The organism is Collinsella sp. OM04-5 (assembly GCF_003439125.1).
GTDB lineage: Bacteria > Actinomycetota > Coriobacteriia > Coriobacteriales > Coriobacteriaceae > Collinsella.
Genome location: NZ_QSUU01000009.1, coordinates 86442 through 106381 on the forward strand (window position 1 = coordinate 86442; position 19940 = coordinate 106381).

16 protein-coding genes are annotated in these 19940 nt (G+C 61.3%); 1 reads left to right on the forward strand and 15 read right to left on the reverse strand.

Annotated features, from left to right (window positions below; all coding sequences use genetic code 11):
• Positions 1 to 207: 207 nt before the first annotated feature.
• The 7 genes from DXB53_RS06815 to DXB53_RS06845 form a co-directional block, all read right to left on the reverse strand.
• Positions 208 to 837 carry an HAD family phosphatase gene (locus DXB53_RS06815; protein ID WP_158551578.1) on the reverse strand — a complete coding sequence of 210 codons (630 nt, stop codon included), beginning with the start codon at positions 835 to 837 and terminating at the stop codon, positions 208 to 210.
• A 160-nt stretch (positions 838 to 997) separates the two neighbouring features.
• The gene (locus tag DXB53_RS06820; protein ID WP_233503831.1) at positions 998 to 1981 is read right to left on the reverse strand and encodes an SIS domain-containing protein; all 984 of its coding nucleotides are present in this window, start codon (positions 1979 to 1981) and stop codon (positions 998 to 1000) included.
• 199 nt (positions 1982 to 2180) lie between these two features.
• Entirely contained in the window at positions 2181 to 3014 is an 834-nt protein-coding gene (locus DXB53_RS06825; protein ID WP_117583854.1) for a PTS system mannose/fructose/sorbose family transporter subunit IID, read from the reverse strand.
• Positions 3015 to 3027: 13 nt separating this feature from the next.
• The gene (locus DXB53_RS06830) at positions 3028 to 3822 is read right to left on the reverse strand and encodes a PTS sugar transporter subunit IIC (protein ID WP_022095161.1); all 795 of its coding nucleotides are present in this window, start codon (positions 3820 to 3822) and stop codon (positions 3028 to 3030) included.
• Between the two features lie 36 nt (positions 3823 to 3858).
• Positions 3859 to 4782, reverse strand: coding sequence for a PTS mannose/fructose/sorbose transporter subunit IIAB (locus DXB53_RS06835; RefSeq protein WP_117583855.1), 924 nt, complete (start codon positions 4780 to 4782; stop codon positions 3859 to 3861).
• 183 nt (positions 4783 to 4965) lie between these two features.
• Complete coding sequence (locus tag DXB53_RS06840) at positions 4966 to 6048, reverse strand: DMT family transporter (protein ID WP_117583856.1); 1083 nt, start codon at positions 6046 to 6048, stop codon at positions 4966 to 4968.
• A gap of 366 nt (positions 6049 to 6414) precedes the next feature.
• The gene (locus DXB53_RS06845; RefSeq protein WP_006235139.1) at positions 6415 to 7407 is read right to left on the reverse strand and encodes an SIS domain-containing protein; all 993 of its coding nucleotides are present in this window, start codon (positions 7405 to 7407) and stop codon (positions 6415 to 6417) included.
• Positions 7408 to 7612: 205 nt separating this feature from the next.
• On the opposite strand from DXB53_RS06845, the gene DXB53_RS06850 reads away from it, so the two are divergent.
• Complete coding sequence (locus tag DXB53_RS06850; protein ID WP_117583857.1) at positions 7613 to 8335, forward strand: GntR family transcriptional regulator; 723 nt, start codon at positions 7613 to 7615, stop codon at positions 8333 to 8335.
• 176 nt (positions 8336 to 8511) lie between these two features.
• Here DXB53_RS06850 and DXB53_RS06855 read toward each other — a convergent pair whose 3' ends face one another.
• The 8 genes from DXB53_RS06855 to DXB53_RS06890 all read right to left on the reverse strand — a co-directional run bounded on the left by DXB53_RS06855 (position 8512) and on the right by DXB53_RS06890 (position 19530).
• A complete protein-coding gene (locus tag DXB53_RS06855; RefSeq protein WP_117583858.1) occupies positions 8512 to 9102 on the reverse strand; it encodes a GNAT family N-acetyltransferase in 591 nt (196 codons plus the stop codon).
• A gap of 78 nt (positions 9103 to 9180) precedes the next feature.
• Complete coding sequence (locus DXB53_RS06860) at positions 9181 to 10206, reverse strand: low specificity L-threonine aldolase (protein WP_117583859.1); 1026 nt, start codon at positions 10204 to 10206, stop codon at positions 9181 to 9183.
• A 45-nt stretch (positions 10207 to 10251) separates the two neighbouring features.
• On the reverse strand, positions 10252 to 11115 hold the full coding sequence (locus DXB53_RS06865) for a phosphatase PAP2 family protein (protein WP_117583860.1): 864 nt from the start codon (positions 11113 to 11115) through the stop codon (positions 10252 to 10254).
• 56 nt (positions 11116 to 11171) lie between these two features.
• Positions 11172 to 14804, reverse strand: coding sequence for a transcription-repair coupling factor (mfd, locus tag DXB53_RS06870; RefSeq protein ID WP_117583861.1), 3633 nt, complete (start codon positions 14802 to 14804; stop codon positions 11172 to 11174).
• 157 nt (positions 14805 to 14961) lie between these two features.
• Positions 14962 to 15627 carry an endonuclease III gene (gene nth / locus DXB53_RS06875; protein WP_117583862.1) on the reverse strand — a complete coding sequence of 222 codons (666 nt, stop codon included), beginning with the start codon at positions 15625 to 15627 and terminating at the stop codon, positions 14962 to 14964.
• Positions 15628 to 15690: 63 nt separating this feature from the next.
• On the reverse strand, positions 15691 to 17493 hold the full coding sequence (locus DXB53_RS06880; RefSeq protein ID WP_117583863.1) for an ABC transporter ATP-binding protein: 1803 nt from the start codon (positions 17491 to 17493) through the stop codon (positions 15691 to 15693).
• A gap of 123 nt (positions 17494 to 17616) precedes the next feature.
• The gene (locus DXB53_RS06885; RefSeq protein ID WP_117583864.1) at positions 17617 to 18972 is read right to left on the reverse strand and encodes a DNA recombination protein RmuC; all 1356 of its coding nucleotides are present in this window, start codon (positions 18970 to 18972) and stop codon (positions 17617 to 17619) included.
• A 123-nt stretch (positions 18973 to 19095) separates the two neighbouring features.
• Positions 19096 to 19530: a hypothetical protein gene (locus tag DXB53_RS06890; RefSeq protein ID WP_117583865.1), complete on the reverse strand. Its 435-nt coding sequence runs from the start codon at positions 19528 to 19530 to the stop codon at positions 19096 to 19098.
• Positions 19531 to 19940: the final 410 nt, after the last annotated feature.

Sequence of the window (19940 nt, forward strand, 5' to 3'; positions counted from 1 at the left end):
GACTTTTCGCGATCTACCAAGCGCACTCAAAACAGCCACCTCTCCGACCTGCGGTTTTACTAAGGCAGATACGCTTTGTGCTCGGCATGTGCCAAAAAGTCTACTCACTTAGTCCGAGTCGAAGCCAAACGGATCTAAATCAAAGCCAAAATGAGCCAATCCACCGCAAGAGACGTGTGAATCCGCACTTCTTGCGGCGAATTGACGCTACAAAGCGGTCAGAATGTCGGCGAGGTTGTCGATGACGGCGTCGGCTCCCGTTTGGTCCAGGTTAACGCCCTCGTGCGGACGCAGTGCCAGGACGCGCGCGCCGGAGCGCTTGCCGGCCTCGATGCCCAAAGGCGAGTCCTCGATAACCAGGCACTCGGTAGGCTCCACCCCCAGTGCCTCCATGGCACGCAGGTAGATCTCGGGGTCGGGCTTAAATGCACTGCACTCGTGACCGCTGATGGTGTAGTCCAGCACGTCGGTGATACCGGCAATCTCCACCAGCTCGTCAATGAGCTCGCGATAGGACGAGCTCGCGATGGCACACTTGACGCCGCGCTCGTGCAGCTCGCGCATCACCGGCTCCGCCTGCTCGTTGAGCAGCTCGGCATACGGAACAGGGTGAACCGGGCTGTAGACCTGCTTGTACTCAACGCGCAAGCGCTCGCGCAGCTCAACATCGTCGGGCACCAGCGACTTCCAGATGGCAGGCTCGTTAGACCCCGAAAGATCGGGGATCTCGTCAAAGTGGAACCCCTTTTCCTCCATAAACGCCACGCGGCGACGGTTGTAGAACCACTCGGTATCGACCAGCACGCCGTCCATATCAAACAGCACTGCCTTGATCATACGCATCTCCTCCCACCCGCCAAAAAGGGACAGGTTTATTTTGGTAGGTTTTATCTGGGGTTTTGCGGCGCGACGGGCGCGCCCTCCCCAGAGCAAAAAAGGGGACGGGGCGCAAACCCCATCCCCTCTCAATCAACCTGTAAGGTCTACTTACTTGTGATTAGTAGGAAAGCTTCCACATGTAGCGACGCATGGTCAGCGGGTGCTGACGGGCCTCGGCGATCTGGTTGCCGTACTCGCGCATAACGGCGAGGTGCAGCAGCGGGTTGAAGTAGGTGACGACGCTTGCCGGCACGGCGTCGGCCAGACCGTAGTCCTTGGAGTCGATCAGAGCGACCTTGGCGCCCATGCGCTTAAGGAAGGTGAGGGCGCGGGCGTCCATCGGACGGGTGGCACCGTCGGACATGAAGAAGACGTAGGGCTTACCCTCGGTGGAAACCTCGAACGGGCCGTGGAAGTACTCACCGGTGTTGTAGGCGGCGGCATCGATCCACTGCATCTCGGTGAACAGGAAGGCGGCGTGAGAATAAGCCATCTTCTCGGAGGCACCGGAGGCCATGAAGTAGATCATCTTGTCGTCCTTGAAGTCCTGGGCGAACTGCTTGGCAAGACCCTTGGCGGACTGAGCGGCGTTCTCGCAGAGCTCGAAGACGTTGGTGAGGCCGGTGATCATGTCGTCGTACTTGTCATAGCCCTCGGTCTGCTGAAGGATCTCGAGAGCAAGAGCGATGGCATAGCCGGGCTTCTCGCACTTGGCAGCGAAGTTGGCGTGGAAGCCGTGAACGATGACGTAGTCGGCGTCGACGGTCAGAGCGGAGCCAGCCTTGTTGGTGAGGGAGACGACCGGGCAGTTGTGCTTCTTGGCGGTCTTGTTAGCCTCGACGGTCTCGGGCGTGGAGCCACCGAGGGAGCAGGTGATCACGAAGGTGTGCTCGTTGACCCAGGAAGGCGTGTCGTAGTTGAACTCGTTAGCGGTGAAGATCTGAACGTTCAGCTTGTCCGTGTTGTTGGCCAGGAAGTACTTGGCGGGGTACAGGTCGGACATGGAAGCACCGCAGCCGACGAAGGCGACGCTGTGGATCTCGTGGTTGGACAGGACGTCAGCGACGATCTGCTTAGGGAGGTTAAGGTCGATCTCGTACATCTGACACATTCCTTTCAATTTTTGCGGCGCCACATTGCCGGGCGCACGCAGGGTTACCGTGATTTGGACCGAGTCGCCGGCCCGTTGAGGATGTGACAAAGGAACCGCTCCTTTGTCACATTTTGGGGATGGGAGCCTGCCTGGGGTATGGGATGTCAGGCAGGCCCCCGGGGGAAAGCGGTTAGACGCTTGGTCGCGACTAGGCCAGGATGCCGGCCGCGGAGAGGGCGATGCCGCCCACGATGGCGATCACGAGAAGCCAACCGGTGTTGACGTTCTTCTTGATGAGCCAGTACATAAGGCCGGTGAGGCCAAGGGAGATCATCTGGGGCATCATGCCGTCCAGGATGTCCTGGATCACAACGGTGCCGTCAGCGAACTGCAGCGGGGTGGTGGCGCCGATCAGCGTAGCGATCATGCCGCCCACGGACATAAGACCCACGATGCCGCAGACATACATGAGCTTCTCCATGAGGTCGCCGCCCTGAAGCTTGCTCAGGTACTCGTGGCCGCCCTGATAGCCCATCTTGGCTGCGAACCAAGTGATCAGCACGGCGGGGACGATGGAGATGAGCATGGCCAGGATCGGGCCCATGATGGAGCCCTGTTGAGCCAGCTGAACGCCCAGGCCAAAGGCGATAACGCGGATGGTGCCCTGGAAGAAGGAGTCACCGATGCCGGAAAGCGGGCCCATAAGAGAGGTCTTGACCGCGTTAATCGAATCGGGGTTGAAGTTCTCGGGATCCTTGGCGTACTCCTCCTCCATGGAGGCGGCGAGGCCCAGGATGAAAGCGCTCGTCTGCGGGGTGCAGTTGTAGAACGCCATGTGACGGTGGTAAGCCTCTTTCTTAGCAGCGAGCTGCTTGGGGTCGGACTCGTCCGGATAGAGGCGATCGAGCGTGGGAACCATGCCGTAGAGGAAGCCCATGTTCATCTGACGCTCGTAGTTCCAAGAGGCCTGGATGGCCCAGGAGCGCCAGAAGAACTGGCTGACCTTCTTGTTCAGGGACACGTCCTTGGTTGCGGTTGCCATAGTGTGTTCCTCCTTAGTCTTCGTCGTCTTCGAGCGGATCGTAGTCGGAATCGACACCGGCGGCTGCATGGGAACCGTTGAACTTGAAGCCCATGAAGACGACAGCCAGGCACACACCGATCAGAGCGACCGCGATGACGGACAGGTTGAGATAAGCGGCGAGCAGGAAACCGATGAACAGGAACGGAGTCATACCCTTCTTGATCATCATGGTGAGCAGCAGGGCCAAGCCGTAGGCGGTCATGATCTTGGTCGAAACGTTAAGACCAGTGGACAGCCACTCGGGAACCATGTTGACGATGGCCTGAACCAGGTCGGTGCCAACAAAGACGGCGAGGAAGATCGGCAGGAAGTACATGATGGCGTACAGACCGGAGCCGGCGCAGATGTGCATACGGTAGGCGGTCTTGAACTTTCCGTTATCGATCGCGCTATCGGCCACATGGGTGAGGGCGGCGATGATGGAACGGAAGACAATGCCGAGGAGCTGACCCAGGACGGCGACCGGGATGGCGATCGTCATGGCGGTCTCGGCGGAAGCATCGGTCAGGCATGCGAAGGCAGCGGCCACGATGCCGCCCAGGACCATATCGGGCGGAACGGCAGCGCCGACCTGCACCAGGCCCATGGACACGAGCTCGACGGCGGCACCGACGGCAAGGCCGGTGGGCACATCGCCCAGCAGCAGACCGACGAGCGTAGCGCCAACGAGGGGCTGCTCGAAGTTAAGACGACCGAGCAGGCGGGAGTCCCACATGCAGAACACGCCGACGAGGCCGACGAGCACCGCACTGATGAACGTATTCATACCCTTCTCCTTTCAGTCAGGCAAAAGCCTGGTTGATTACAGCTTGGCGTCGATGTCGACGCTCTGATACGTAGGGGTCTGCTGGACATAGAGCTTGATGCCCATGTCGAGCAGCTGGTTGACGTCGGCCTTCTGGGTGGCGTCGAGGAAGACGGAGCTGTCCTTACCGCCGACCTGATCGGCACCGTCGTGGTTGGCGGTGGCGCCTAGGTTGATGGCGTCGAGTTTGTAGCCCTGGCAGAACTGCAGCATCTCGGCAGTGTTGCCAAAGACGAACATGACGCGCTCGCCGAGGGTGTTGAGCTTGTCCATCTTGGCGAGGGCACGCTCGACGGTGAAGACGTTCAGGCGCACGCCCTGGGGCTTGGCCAGCTTAAGAGCGCCCTTCTTGATGTCATCGTTGGCGGCAGCGTTGTCGACGACGATGATGCGCTCGGCCTGGACCTTGGTGGTCCAGGTAAAGACGACCTGGCCGTGCAGCAGACGGTAGTCAAGACGCGCGAGGACAATCTTGGCGGGACCGGAGCTGTGACGGGACGCCTTGGCCTTCTTGGCGGGAGCCGCGGCGACCTCGACCGGTGCGTTGGGGTTGGTCAGACCGGTGCGGGCCTCGTTGATGAGGGCCGCGAGCTCGGCGCCCTTGACGGGGACGGGGCTCATAGCGAGCGTGAGCGCCAGCGGGATGTTGAAACCGCTGACAACCGTGAACTTCGTGCCGTTCTTGGAAAGCTCGACCATGCTGTTGTTAACCGAGCTGCCGAGCATATCGGTCAGCACATAGACGGTGTCGTCCGCGTTGAACGTGGCGATCATGGCGTCCACCTTATTGGTGATGGGCTCCTTGTCGTCACGAGCAAGCGACACGACGTGGACGTTCGACACGTCGCCGAGAACCATCTCGAGCGTGTCTTTGGCGCCTGCGGCCAGGCCGCCATGAGATGCGAGAATGATCTGATTCATCTTGCCTCCTCCTTTTCGTTATGGTCATTATAACGTCTTATACGTTGCGGATATTGCTAATTAGTATAAAGACCGTTCGCGGGTGAAAATCGACCGTTGACGGGTTTAACGTACTTGAAACGTTGGGGCTGGGCAGGCCGGCACTGGCGGGATAACCCCAAGTCGGACCCTGCGCGCAATCCCCTATCGCACGAAGTACCAGGGGCTTTCCTGCACAGTGGGCTCCAGCGTAATGCCCGTGCGCTCGCGGAACAGATCCATGTCCTGCGATTTCTCCGTCCACCACGCGTTGGGCTTAAAGGTCATGCTCTCAATGACATGGCCGACAAACACACTGTTGTGCAGCTTGGAAAAGTCGGTGTTCATGATCACGATGGACGCGAGCACCAAAACGATGCCCAGAACCTTGATCGCACCGGCGGGCTCGGCGTAGACACCAATGCCCAGCAGCACGGTGACGACCGTCTCGAATGACATTACGACGGGAACTTTCGACGTCTCGAGCCCCATGGACAGACCCTGCATATATAAGACATAGGCCACGGCTGTGGGGATGAGTCCAAAGCCAAGGAACAGCAGCAGCAGCTGTGGCGACATTGCCGCGGCGACATCTGGCCATGGAGCCGCGATAGCCGCCATAACCGCACCGCCAAAAACAAGGCCCCAAAACGTGACAGCCAGCGGGTGGACCGTCTTGGTTGCTATCCGGCTAAACACCGCGAGCGACGCGCCACAAAAGCCCGCAATCACGCCCGACGTGACGCCCCAAACCGAAAAATGAAAACCGGAAAGGTCGCCATCGGTCACTGCAAGTACACAGCCACCGATGTTAAAAGCGATGGCAACGAGCTTGTTGGGAGTCACATCCTCGCGATAAAGTACGCGGCCGAGCATGACGCCAAACACCGGCGAGGTGTAGAGCAGCACCGAGGCCGTGGACATGCCCACCTCGCCCATGCACTCGTAATAAAGCGTGTTAGCGGTGGCGAGGCCGATAATGCCAAGAAGCGCACAAGGAACAAGCTCTTTAGGACTTGCCTTGAACAGTGCCAGGGGACCCGATGCCTTTCCCTCACGAGCACCTCCCTGGCAACCCATGAATGCCAAGACCGGAGCCATTAAGACGGCACCCGACAACAAGCGAAAGGCAGCCATACTCTGGGACGTAACGCCCATGGCCGAGATGCCGTTTACAAAGATTCCGATGCTGCCCCACATAAGCGCGGCGATCAGCACCAGCACATAGCCCAGATTGCTTTTCTTCAACGCAGCCTCCTCGGTATTGTTTCCAATATGTTTCACACTACGTTATAGTCGTTATATACATTTTTCAAGGCACAAATCGCCAAACGGGAAAATCTGCTTTTCCGCTACAACCCATTAGTGCAAAGAGGACAGGTTCATATGCACCAACTTGGTGCATATGAACCTGTCCCCAATGCACCAACCCCTTAACAAACACGACGACGCCGACGTTTTGGCAACGTCAGCGAGCGCCCGTCATTTGAGCCAAGGTGCCGTGAAATGAAAAGGCGCTGACCTTCTGGTCGCGCCTTTGAAATTGAACGGCAGATTGGCCAAATGCCGGGCGCGCAGCGTCGAGCCGTTACGCCGTTCGGTAGAACGGCGTAACTAGTAGTCCAGCTTCCACATGTAGCGGCGCGTCATGTAGTCCTTGTGGGTAACGGCAGAGAGTGCACGCATGTACACGTTGTTGAGGATCGGGGCAAAGATCAGGTGGTTGAAGTACTCGCTCACGCTGTCCTTGATGTCGTTGAGGCCGAGCTCCTTGGCGTCGAGCTGATAGACGCGCTCGCCACCGTACTGATTGACAAAACGGATGCCGCGCTCGTCGTTGCAGCGGCTGCGGCCGACGCTGATGAGCTGGAACAGCGAGGTACGCTTGTCCAGAATCTCGAAGGGGCCGTGGAAGAAGTCGCAGGTGTTGATGGTGCAGGAGTCGATCTGCAGCATCTCCTGCACGTTGCAGATGCTAAAGACGTAGGCGGCACCAAAGAGCGGACCCTGAGCCATCACGTTGATGCAGGGCTTGTCGGCATTCTGCTCGGCCCACTTGGCAGCAAGCGGACGGGTGTACTCGACGGCCTTTCGATAGATGGGGTCGACCAAGTCGAAAGCGGCCATAGCGGTCTCGTACTCGGCATAGCCCTCGGTCTGCTGCGTAAGCTCCATGGCGATCATGGTCACGACGGCGGAGTTGGTGCGGCCCATGCAGGACTCATCGACGGCCAGGCTGTCATACTGGATCTTGTAGTCGCAGACTTCGGTGAGGCCGGACTCGTCGACATAGATGGCGATGGTGCTGGCGCCGTGATCCTTGGCGACCTGGGCGGCGACGATGGTCTCCTTGGTGCCGCGCATGGACACGACGACGGCCAGGGTGTTCTCGTTAACGTAGGCCGGGGTGGCGTGCACGAACTCGTTGCTGGTGTAGCTGGAGCTCACGACCTGCGTGGCCTCGTGCTCCATAAAGTACTGGGCAGGATAGTTGCCGCCGTTGGATCCGCCGGCGCCAATCCACACGACGCGCTTGATGCCGCCCTTGTCTGCCTTGTCAGCCAAAACCTGAGAGACGACATCCTTAACCTGTTCCTGAGTAGTCATCGTGCATCAGCCTTTCTTCTCGTTTGATGCTCTCGATGGCATACAAGTTACATATATGTTTTGGCTATGTCGACTAGTTGTATGCTATATTTGTCTTAGATATTTTGCTGGTAAAGTTTTCGGCAATCCATTATCAGCGGTTTTGTTGTCATGTTGGATACATGCTTGGTTCAGTAAGCATACAGGTTAGATACAGGTTGGTCGCATGAATGCTTCGTCTAAAAAGAAACTGGCCCAATACGAGCGCTTGGCGGGCATGCTGCGCGACCGCATCGCCGCCGGCACCTACGCGCGCGGAGACAAACTGCCGTCCGAGATGGAACTCATGGACGAATCGGGTCTGTCGCGCAGCACCGTGCGCCATGCCCTTAAGGTTCTTGTTGACGAGGGCCTGGTTCGCACCGAGCGCGGACGCGGCGCCTTTGTGGCCGACACGCCAGCGCTCCACGAGAACAACCTGGTGTTTTCGAGCTACACAGCGCAGATCCAGGGCCAGGGCATGAAGCCCACCACGCGCACGGTGGACTCGGGCTTTGCCAAGGCAACGGGTAGCGTGGCCAAGTTTTTCGATGCCGCCGTGGGCAGCAAGCTCGTCAAGCTTGTCCGCCTGCGCTATCTGGACGACGCCCCGCTGTGCCTGGAGACCACCTATCTTCCGCCAAGCTTTGAGGCGCTCATCGATCGCGATATCAACGGATCGCTCTACGCCACGCTGCGCCAGGAGTTCCATCGCGCACCGGCCCAGGGACACAAGACCTTTGAGGTGTGCTACGCCTCGCAAAACGAGGCGTTTTTGCTCAACGTTGAGCGCGGGCAGGCATTGATCCTTATCACCGACTACGTCTACGACACCGACGGCCGCCCGCTCCATGTCTCCAAGCGCATCCAACGAACCGACCGCGCCAAATACACCGAGCCCATCGGCTAACCGGCCAAAAAGGGACAGGTTTATTTTGGTAGGTTTTATCTGGGGTTTTATTATATCCGCAGGTCAATCGCCTTGGTCATACACACCCAAAACAAAAGCCGCCGCGAAGGTATCCGCATCCTTCGCAGCGGCTTGCAACGTTTGCCCAGATAAAACCTGCCAAAATAAACCTGTCCCTAAATGGTAGGTTTGAGGAGATCGGGGAACCAGGTTGGTTTGGGCTGGTTGGGCGTGCGCTCGGCCAGGACCAGCTCCATCCAACACATGTCGTACCAGCGGCCGAACTTTTGCGCGCAGCGATCGAAGGCGCCCACCAGGCGGTATCCCATGTGGTCATGGAAATCCTGGCTGTTGTGCGTCAGGTACTCGTCGTCCTTATCGTGCGGCACGGCGATGAGCGCGCACATGCTGGTGATGCCCATCGCGACCAAGCATTGCTTGAGCGCGTCGTGCAGCCTGCGGCCCAGCCCGCCGTGGCGCACATCGCGTGCCAGGTAGATCGACGTCTCGACCGACCAGTCGTACGCCTCGCGGCTGTTGAGCGCGCTCACATAGGCATAGCCCACCGGACGCCCGTCGAGCTCCATCACCAAATACGGATAGCGCTCGAGCGTACGCTCGATGCGCCCGGCAAATTCCTCGACGCTCGGCACCTCGTATTCACAGGTAATCGCCGTCTTAAGCACATACGGCTCATAGATGGCAAGCAATTCCGGTGCATCATCGGGCGTCGCCAGGCGAATTGTCGGCTCGGACATCTCGGGCATACAGCCCCTCCCCCACAAAAGCAAAGGCCGCCCTGCGCCAAACCCAGGCGTAGGGCGGCCCCTCGTCATTACATCAAGCTACAGGACAGCCGCCAGCGCGTCGATGTCCTCCTGCGTCGTGGCCCAGCTGGTGCAAAAGCGCACCACGGTGTGGGTCTCGTCGTACTTTTCCCAATACTCGATCGCGGCATGCTCGCGAATGCGCGCCATGTCCTCGTTGGGCAGAATCACAAACTGCTGGTTTGTGGGCGTCTCCAAGAAGAACTGGTAGCCGCGCTCGTGCAGCACGCGACGAAGCGCCTGCGCGGTTTCGATCGCCTGGCGACCAATCTCAAAATACAGGCCATCGGTAAAGAGTGCCTCAAACTGCACGCCCGTCAGGCGGCCCTTGGCCAGCAACGCACCGTGCTGCTTAATGCGCGGAATGGGATGCGCCGGAGCGTGCATGCCGCAAAACACCACGGCCTCGCCGCACAGAGCGCCGCACTTGGTGCCGCCGATGTAGAACACGTCGCACAGCTGTGCCAGCTCGGGCAGAGTGAGGTCGCACTCGTCGGCTGCCAGCGCATAGGCCAGTCGGGCGCCATCCACAAACAGCGGAATCTCGCGCTTCTGGCACACCGCGTGAATCGCCGCGAGCTCGGCCTTGGAGTACAGCGTGCCGTACTCAGTCGACAGGCTCACGTACACCGCGCCCGGAAACACCGTGTGCTCGTAGCTCTCGTTTTCGTAGAACACCTGGATATAATTCTCGAGGTCCTCGGCATGCATCTTGCCCTCGTAGCCAGGGATGGTGAGCACCTTGTGGCCGCCAAACTCGATGGCGCCCGCCTCGTGACAGGCGACGTGGCCGGTCTCGGCGGCAACGACGCCCTCGTACGGCGCGAGCAGCATGTCGATCACCGTCGCGTTGGCCTGCGTGCCGCCCACCAGAAAAAACACGTCGGCATCGGGGGCCTGACAGGCCTCGCGAATAAGGTGCTTGGCACGCTCGGTGTGCGCATCGGTGCCGTAGCCGGGCTGCGGCTCCATATTGGTGTCGACGAGCGCCTGCAGCACCGCCGGATGGGCGCCGTGGGAATAGTCGTTGTTAAACGCGAGCATGGCAATCCTCTCTTACCGGGTATCGGCCAGATGATTCAAACGGGGCTATTGTACGCCGTTGGGATAGGCAATGCGCGCGGCAAGACACTCAAGTGCCAGCACCAGGGCAAAGCCGCAGCTCACGTCACTCAAAAAGTGCGCTCCGATCACGATGCGGCCAAAAGCGACGAACGCCGCAACCACAGCGGCAGCCCAAAAGACCACGCGGCGGCGCGACGGCCTTTCCTTAAAGGCCGCCGCGGGAAGCCCGGCGAGCATAAGGCCGATCGCCGCGTGCGCGGTGTGCCCGCTCGCGAACGACTTAAAGCCGTCCTTGATCACGCCGGCGGCAATATAGCTCCACTTATCGGGATTGCCGATTACCCACCACGGCTGAAAATTGAGCCCCGGCGTGACCTCGATCACGCGCATGCGCGGGCGCGACCACAGCGGCTTGACGATCACGTTGAGGATAATGGCCTGAGCGACCCACACGGCAAGCACCATCAACGCCCAGCGCGTGAGCTCGTCGGGATCGGTGTCGCGTGTGAGACGGTAGGCGATGAGGTTGGCAGCGATGACCAGCACAAACGTCAGCACCAGCTGAAACGCGATGAGTTTGCCGCCGACACGCTGCGATCCGACAATCTCGTAGCCGAGCAGGCCCACGTTAATGAGAATGCCCAGCGCGGCGAGCCACTTGCTTGCCTTGGAATCGGGGCGCACCGCTCGCACGAGCATAACGCCCGCGATGCTCGCCGTCAGCTCAAACGGTAGCTCGCCGGCCGCCTCGACAAAGCGACCGTACATGCTGCCGATGTTGAACAGCGCGCTCGAAATCTGATAATCGAAGAAACTGCCCACGCCCAGGCAGAGGGCAAGGATAACCGCGATAGCAGCGGCGTCTTTCTTATAGATGTACCCGAACATGCTTTCCTTTCGATGGAACCAGATTGCCCAAATGGGGCGTTTGCAGCGTCGACCCGTTAGTCATCGTCGCTCGCGCCCAGCTGCTGCAGCAGCATGAGCGCAGCCGCCACCGGGCCGGTGCCGTCGTTGGCATCGAGGCCGCGACCCAGGCCGCTGCCCGCGCCGGCGCCCGCCTTGTAGGGCACGGAGAGCTTGCGACTCTTGGGAAAGTTCACCGCGCCATAGCGGGTCTTTAGTTCAAAAGCCACCTTCTTGGGCACGTCGACGCCCAAAAACGTGATGCGGCCGCCACTGAGTGTGACGCTCTCGAGTCCCAGGCGCTCGCCGCGGATACGGATGCGCGCGCGGTTGAACAGGTTGAGCCCCGCCAACGGCAGCTCACCGTGCGCGGCCTCGGTCTCCTCCTGCACCTCATCGATGCTCTCCAGGTCCTCGGCCGCCGCAAGTTTGCGGTACACGAGCACGCGCTGATCCACCGCCGGCATGTACTCCTCGGACAAGAAGTAATCGGCCGGCAGGTTGATGCCCACGCTCGCCGCCTCCACGCCGGCATCGTCATCGCCGCGCGCCTCGGCCACGGCCTGTCCCAGCATCTGCGTAAACAGGTCGAAGCCCACGCTCGACAGGTTACCGTGCTGTTCGGCACCCATAAGCGAACCGGCGCCGCGGATCTCCAGGTCGCGCATGGCGATGCGCATGCCGCTGCCCAGGTCCTGGAACTCGGAAAGCGCGGTCAGGCGTGCCGTGGCCTCCTCGGTAAGCGGCAGCTCGCCTGGGAACATAAAGTACGCGTATGCCTGCGTGGCTGAGCGGCCCACGCGGCCCTTGAGCTGGTAGAGCTGTGCCAGACCCAGGCGCTGCGAGTCCTCGATGATGAGCGTGTTGGCGGTCGCGTTGTCGATACCGCTCTCCACGATGGTCGTGGCGATGAGCACGTCAATCTTCTTGGTCGCGAACTCGATCATCACGTCCTCGACCTCGCGCGGGCTCATCTTGCCGTGCGCCACGCCCACGCGCGCCTCGGGCGCGGCCTCGTGCACGCGCGCCACGGCGTCGTCGATGGTCTTGACGCGGTTGGACACGTAATACACCTGGCCGCCGCGGCCCACCTCCAGGCGAATCGCCGCGCTCACCACGTCGGGATCGTACTCTCCCACGTGCACGATCACGGGGCGGCGCCCGGTCGGCGGCGTGGTGATCAGGCTCATGTCGCGCACGCCGCTCGTGGCCATCTGCATGGTTCGCGGAATCGGCGTTGCCGAAAGCGTGAGCACGTCAATCTGCTCGCGCAGGTTCTTGAGCTGCTCCTTGTGCTGCACACCAAAGCGCTGCTCTTCGTCGATGATCACCATGCCCAGGTTCTTGGGGTTCACGTCGGCAGAAAGCAGGCGGTGCGTGCCGATCAGCACGTCGATCGTGCCCTCGGCAAACGCCTTGAGCGCGCGCTTTTGCTGCGCCGGGGCGCGGAAGCGGCTGAGCACTTCGACCTCGAGGCCAAACGGGGCAAAGCGCTCAAAGAACGTCTCGTAGTGCTGCTGGGCCAGAATGGTCGTGGGGCAGAGCACCATGACTTGGCGGCCGGAGTCCACGCACTTAAACGCCGCGCGCAGGGCGACCTCGGTCTTGCCGAAACCCACGTCGCCGCACAGCAGGCGGTCCATGGGCTTGGGTGCTTCCATGTCGGCCTTTATGTCGGCGATAGCCTCCAGCTGGTCGCGCGTCTCGTCGTAGGGGAAGCTCTCCTCCATCTCGATCTGCTCGGGCGTGTCGGGTGGGCAGGCGATACCGGTAATCGAAGAGCGGCGCGTATACAGATCGACCAGGTCAAACGCCAGCTTTTTGGCGTTCTTGCGCGCCTTATTGGTGGCACGCGTCCAGTCGGCGGTGTTAAGCCTGGTCAGGCGTGGCTTGTCACCGTCGGGGCCAACATAACGCGTAATGCGGTCGACCTGCTCCAGCGGCACGTAGAGCTTGTCGCCGTCGGCATATTCCAGCAAAAAGTAGTCACGCTCCTTGCCGCCCACTTCCTGGCGCGCGATCTCGCTAAAGAGCGCGATGCCGTGAGTGGCGTGCACCACGTAGTCGCCCGGCTTAAACGGGAACGTGATCTGCGTAATGTCCACCTTGCGGCGGCTGCGCGCGCGGTTGGCGTCCATGCGGGCGTTGAGGTCGGCGATTGAGAACACGGCCAGGTTGGCATCGGGCACCACCACGCCCTGCGGCAGGGCGGCATCCACAAAGGTCACGCGTCCGCGCGAGATGGTGGGCACGGCGGCACCGGCGGCAGCCTGGGCCGCGCCCGCCTCGAGCGAGCGGGCGTTGAGCGCGTCGGCCTTACGCTCGTGAATGGAAGCATGGGCCTCCTGGCGTGCGGCACGGTCGGCAGAATCCGCCGTTGCCACGCGTACGCGCTCGCCAATAACGCCGGCGTTTTCGGGCGCGGCCGTCAACGACTCCTCAAAGGTAATGCCCTCGTCGCCAAAGGTGAGCTCCATCGACTCGCGCGCACCGCGGTCAGGGATGGCAAATACGCAGGCATAGCGCTTGCCCACGACTTCCTGAATGCGCGTCATAAAGCGATTGTCCGAGCCCGCAATGGCCGGCTGCTCAATCTTGAGCTCTGCCGTCACCGCACCGCCGGCACGAATCAGGCTCACGTAGTTCAGGCGCTGCTGAGCACCAAAGTCGAGCTGCTGGGCACGTACATACAGGCCATCCAGTCGGTCAATCCCCGCCTCGCCGGCACGCGCCTCGATATCCTCGTAGGCACGCAGGCAATCGTCGAACAGCGAGCGCGGCTCGGACAGCACCACGAGCGCCTTGCCGCTCACGTGCGCCAGCGGGCTCACGGTCTGGCCGTACATCACCGGCAAAAAGCGATCGAGCTCGGGCGTGACGATGCGCGCATCCACCATCTCGAGCAGCGCCGCCAGTTTGCTGTCGTCCTGGCTGGCACGATAGAGCGCCACATGCATGTTGTGGACGGCGTCGTCGGTGAGTGCGAGCTCGCGACAGGGGAAGATCTCGATGCTGTCCTCGTTGCCGATGGTCTGGCCCGTGGAACTCACCATGCGGCGGATGCGGTCGATCTCGTCGCCAAAGAACTCAATGCGCACGGGCGCCTTTTCCTGTGCGGGAAACACCTCGACGGTGTCACCGTGCACGCGGAACAGGCCGGGTGCATCGGCGGCGCCGGCATTGGTGTAGCCCATGCCCACCAGGCGCTGCGGCACCTCGTCAAAAGGGATCTCCTCGCCCACCGCAAAGGTCGTGGACTCCCAGTAGCGGCTCTCGACCGGCGGCACGCAGCGCAGCAGTGCGCGGGCCGAGGCGACCATAATGCAGTTGTCGCCGCGCACGATGCGCCCGAGCGCCTCGCAGCGCTGCGCCACCACGGCGTCGTCGGGCGCCTGCTCGCGCCACGGATAGTCCTTGCGCTCGGGGAAGCGGCACACGTGCGCCAGCCCCACATAGGCGGCAAGGCTGCGGGCGGCACGATCGGCCGCGTCCTCGCCGCTCACAATGTAGACCGTGGGGCGCGGACGGCGCGCAAACTGGGCGGCAGCCATAAGCGTGCGACCCGACTGAGACACGGCCAGCGTCACGTCCTCGCCAGCATCGAGCCCGGCCTCGACGGTCTGCAGCGCCTCGGCAGTGTAGAGCTGCGCGGCTATACGGTGAATGAGCATGCTGTTCCTCCGGCATCGCAACGCCAAAAGCCCGCCGGGGCAAGCTCGGCGGGTCGTACGTCAAATACATTGTCTGTCATGGTAGCGCATGGAGAGAACTCCGGCTCAAGGGCAAACCCGGCCCCGCAAAAAACGCCAGACGAAGATGCGTTCCGCCCTACCCCGTCACGCGCACGCTGGGGCACAAATCTGCCAGCGGACACTCGCTGCACTTGGGTTTGCGGGCGTCGCAGATCTCGCGACCAAAGGTAATCCACTGATGGTTGACCGACTCCCAATACTCGTGCGGCAAAATCTTGAGCAGATCCTGCTCGGTCTTGAGCGGCTCCTTGGCATGCGTCTTGGGACTCAACATCAGGCGGTGCGCAATGCGGTTGACGTGCGTGTCCACCGCAATGCCCTCCACGATGCCATACCCCACGTTGAGCACGATGTTCGCCGTCTTGCGTCCCACGCCCGGCAGCTTTACAAGCTCCTTCATGTCGGCCGGCACCTCGCCGCCATAGTCGGCGACGATCATCTGCGCGGCCTCGACGGCATGCTTGGCTTTGCTCTTGTAGAAGCCGAGTGACCTGATGGTGTCCGCCACGTCAGCCACGCTCGCCCCGGCCATGGCCTCGGGCGTGGGCCACTGGGCAAACAGCCGCGGCGTCACCTTGTTGACCTGCGCATCGGTCGTTTGCGCCGAAAGCAGCACCGCGATCAGCAGGCGGAAGGGATTCTCGTGGTCCAAAAAGCACTCGACCGGGCCATAGCGACGGTTGAGGCGCTCACACACCTCGATGGCGCGCTCGCGCTTGGCGGCATTGGTCTCGCGTGGCATAACGACTCCTCGGCTCAACGGCACAATAAACTGATAGGCACAATTGTCCCACGTCCGAGACGCTTACGCCTCCAAGAATGCGCCGGTCTGACGACTCCACAGGCTCGCGTACTCGCCGCCCGCCTCGACGAGCTGCACATGCGTGCCGTCCTCGACGATCTCGCCATCCGCCAGCACCACAATGCGATCGAGCGCCGCCACGGTGGACAGGCGGTGCGCCACCACAATGGAGGTACGTCCACGCATCAGGTTTTCGAGCGCCTCCTGCACCAGCGCCTCGGACTCGCTGTCGAGGGCAGAGGTCGCCTCATCGAGCACCAGAATCGGCGCGTCGGTTAGGATGGCGCGGGCGATAGCCACACGCTGACGCTGGCCGCCCGAGAGCTTAACGCCACGCTCGCCCACCATGGTGTCAAAGCCACGGGGCAAGCGGTCGATAAACTCCAGGGCATTGGCCAGGCGCGCCGCCTCACGAATCTGCTCATCAGTGGCGTTGGGACGACCGTAGGCAATGTTTTCGCGAATGGAGCGGTGAAACAGCAGCGCCTCCTGCGGCACGTAGGCAACCTGGCGGCGAAGGCTCTGCTGCGTACAGCGCGAGACGTTCTGGCCGTCCACGAGCACGCGGCCGCCCTGCACATCGTCCAAGCGCAGCAACAGCTTGGTAAGCGTCGACTTGCCCGAGCCCGATTTACCCACCAGGCCCACGCGCTGGCCCGCCGCCACGTGAAGCGTCAGGTCGTCGAACACGTTCTCGCCCGCCGCGGCGTCACGATATGCAAAGCTCAGGTGCTCAAAATCAATCGCACCTTCGGTCACTTTGAGCTCAGGGGCGTCCGGGTCGTCTGCCACCAAACGTGGCTCATCCAGCACGCGCGTCATCTCGACCGCATCGCCCAAAGCACGGTTAATGCGCTGCATCATGGAACTCACGTAGTTCAGGCGCATGGTGAGGTTATAGGTGTAGGTAAAGATCATGACGAGCGAGCCGGCCGAGATGCCAAACCACGCGTTGCCGCCCGCCACGAACACACTCACCACGGCCATGGTGATGACGATAAGGCCCGAGGTCGTAAAGTTGCGCTGCATCATGGCGTGCATCGAGACCGTTTCGGCATCGCGCGCGGCACGATCGGCGGTGTCGAACAGATCGCGTTCAAAGTCCTCTCGCCCGCAGGTCTTGACGGCCAAGATGTTCGTGACCGCGTCGGACAGCACACCCGAGAGCTTGTTTTGTGCGGCGGACGTCGCGGCCGAAAGCGGCATGATGCGCTTGTACATAAGCCAGACAAACGCGATGTAGACGACCATGATGCCCACCAGGATCACGGTAAATGTGGGCACCACCGGAGCGAGCGCCGTCACCGTGCAGACAACCGAGGTGATGGTAGGAATGAGCGAATACACCGTCACGTCGACCAGACCCGTGTAGCCGCTCATAAAACGGCTCGTCTGGCTCACAAGCGATCCGCCAAAGCGGCTGGTGTGGAATGTCATGGATTGATTGGAGAGCGTGTCGAAGCACAGGCGCGCCAGGTGATAGTTGCCTGCGATCTCGAGCTTGTAGACGGTGTAGTCCTGCAGCTTGGAGAGGATCTGGCCCACCAGGTTGACGAGCACGAGCGCCAAAATGTAGGGACCGAAGACCTCAAACACCTGGTCGCCCGCTACGGGGCCGGCTTGGACACGATCGACGATGAGGGCCATAACGTAGGTGTTGGCAAACGTGAGCAAAAAGATGTAGCCCGCCGACGAGAACACCGAGAGAAAGACGATCAGCGGCTGCGTGCGCGTGACATCCCAAAAACGCTGCAGCGTGCGGCGCACGGTTGAGCGTTTGAGCGGGCTGGTGCTTCTCTGAGACATGGGCTTCCTTTCGCATCTGATAGGGCGAAACGCCATTGTTGCACACTAAAGCGCACTTCAGGCAAGCGCGATGCGAAAAGCGCCCGCGCCGTGCTTGCGCCGGCGCCCCGCCGTCAGATGCAGCTAGTCCTCGTCTTTTTGGTCTGCGGGCAGGTCTGCGGACTCCAAGCCCAAAATCGCGTCGGCCTCCCGCGCGTCTTCCAGCGCGTCGATGTCCTTGAGTTTGCGCTCCATGACGTTGGTGCGCGTGGTGATGATGCCCTCGACCGTTTTGCCCGCGGTCTCGATCTGCTGCTGGGCGCGGCGCAGCGCCGCCTGATAGCGCGGTAGTTCGGCCTTGACGGCGGAAAGCACGCGTAGCACGTCGTCGGTGCGCTTTTGCAGCCTAAACGTCTGGTAGCTCATCTGCAGGCTGTTGAGGATGGCCGCCATGGTGCTGGGGCCGGCAACGTTGACGTGATAGTCGCGGCCCAGGGTCTCGATAAGCCCAGGGCGCGTGACGACCTCGGCGTACAGGCCCTCAAACGGAACGAACAGAATGCCAAAGTTGGTGGTCGCGGGCACGCTCAGGTACTTTTCGCAGATGTCCTTTGCCTCGCGCTTCACCATGGTGTCGAGCGTCTTGCGCGCGGCGGCGACGGCCTCCGCGTCGCCCGACTCCTGGGCGTCGAGCAGATGCTCATACGCATCGCCCGGGAATTTGGAGTCGATTGGCAGCAGCACGGGGTCTCCCTCGTCTACCGGCAGCTTGACGGCAAACTCAACGCGCTCCGAGGCGCCGGGCTTGGTGGCGACGTTTTCCAGATACTGGTCGGGCGTAAGGATGTCCGCCAGGATCGCGCCCAGCTGCACCTCGCCCAAAATGCCACGCGCCTTGACATTGCCCAGCACGCGTTTAAGGTCGCCCACGCCGGTGGCGATAGATTGCATATCGCCCAGGCCCTTATACACGGCCTCGAGCTGGTCGCTCACCTGCTTAAACGATGCCGACAGACGGTCGTTGAGCGTGCGGGAGAGTTTCTCGTCCACCGTCGCGCGCATCTGATCGAGCTGCACGTTGTTGTCCTTGCGGATGGCGCCCAGCTGGGCATCGACCGTCTCGCGCACCTTGTCTAGGCGCTGCTCGATGCCCTCGCGGTTGGCGCCGAGCTGTTGGGTCGTCTCGCGGCGCAGGTCATCCATACGGTCGCCCGCCTGCGAGAACTCACGCGCGATGGTCAGGTAGCGCTGCTGCTCCACGGCGGCGTCGGTCGTCTGCTGCTGTGCGATGGCGTTTGCGGTGCGTCGGGTTTCGGCCAACGCGACGTTGAGGGTATCGAGTGTACTGTTGGCCTGCTCGAGCGCCGCGAGCGTCTCGGCGTCGCTGTCGCCACGCTCCCGCAGCTCGGCACGAAGACCTTTAAGCTGCAGGGCGCAAGCCACAGCAACCCCCACCGCCACCAAGGCAATCACAACAAGCACAATATCAATAGCAGACATAAACTCCGCCCAACAAACCCAATCGAGCACCAATCAAAGCCGCGATCAATCTTACCCTGTCAAACGCAGTTCATGTCCAATCGAGCGCAGACAAGTTACCTTTGCGCTATGGGTGCTGGTCCGCTAGCTCTCCCAGCTGGCGCGGATGGTTGCTGCGACATCCCCCAAGCGCTGACCAAGAGCTGCCAAGTGCTGAAGTACCTCATTGGGCGAGGCGCCGTTGAGGATGCACGTGAGGGCATATGAGGCCAAGAAGATTGTCGCGAGCCCCATCGGGATCAGCACGATCATCGCCAGCGTACGCAGGCGCTGGGCCCAGAGACGGTGACGCGCACGACGTTTATCGAACGCGAGCTCCTGCGCATATGAATCCTGCTGTACGGAATAGGCCTCTGGCGCCGAGTCACACCCGGGCACAGCTGCAGGTACAGCAGCGGGCACGACATTTTGCGCAAAGGGCTGGGCTGCCGCCCCTTGCATTTGCATCTCCATGAGTCGTTGCTGCTGACGCAGCATGCGCTCAGCTTGTTGCTGCGGAGTCTCAAGAAACAGATCCATGCTGGCCTCCAAAATCGGAGCATTCGATGCTTACGACCAGCATCCCGCACCGCCATGACCGCGACAACGCAATCGCCGGCAATAGCCACAAAGTTTCTTTTGCTCAAAAGCCGTCGAAAAGCCCAACAACTCCCCTACCAGCACTTTCTCTGAGCTTTTTTCGCCAGCAATCTTTTGGCCTTCCACTCTTACGCCAACTGACCAAAATCTAACCAAAAACTTGACGAAAATTGTGAAGACAGGGACCCCACACAAAAACGTGCCGCCCCAAAAGGGGCGGCACACAAACTTCTAATCAGCTTTTCAGTAACGAGCACGCGACGACCCGAAGCCGGAGCGCAGGGCGGGAGGCCGGATCGCCTTCCCTCAACGCGACCCTGCGGAGCCGTGAGCGGGGAGGGAAGGCGATC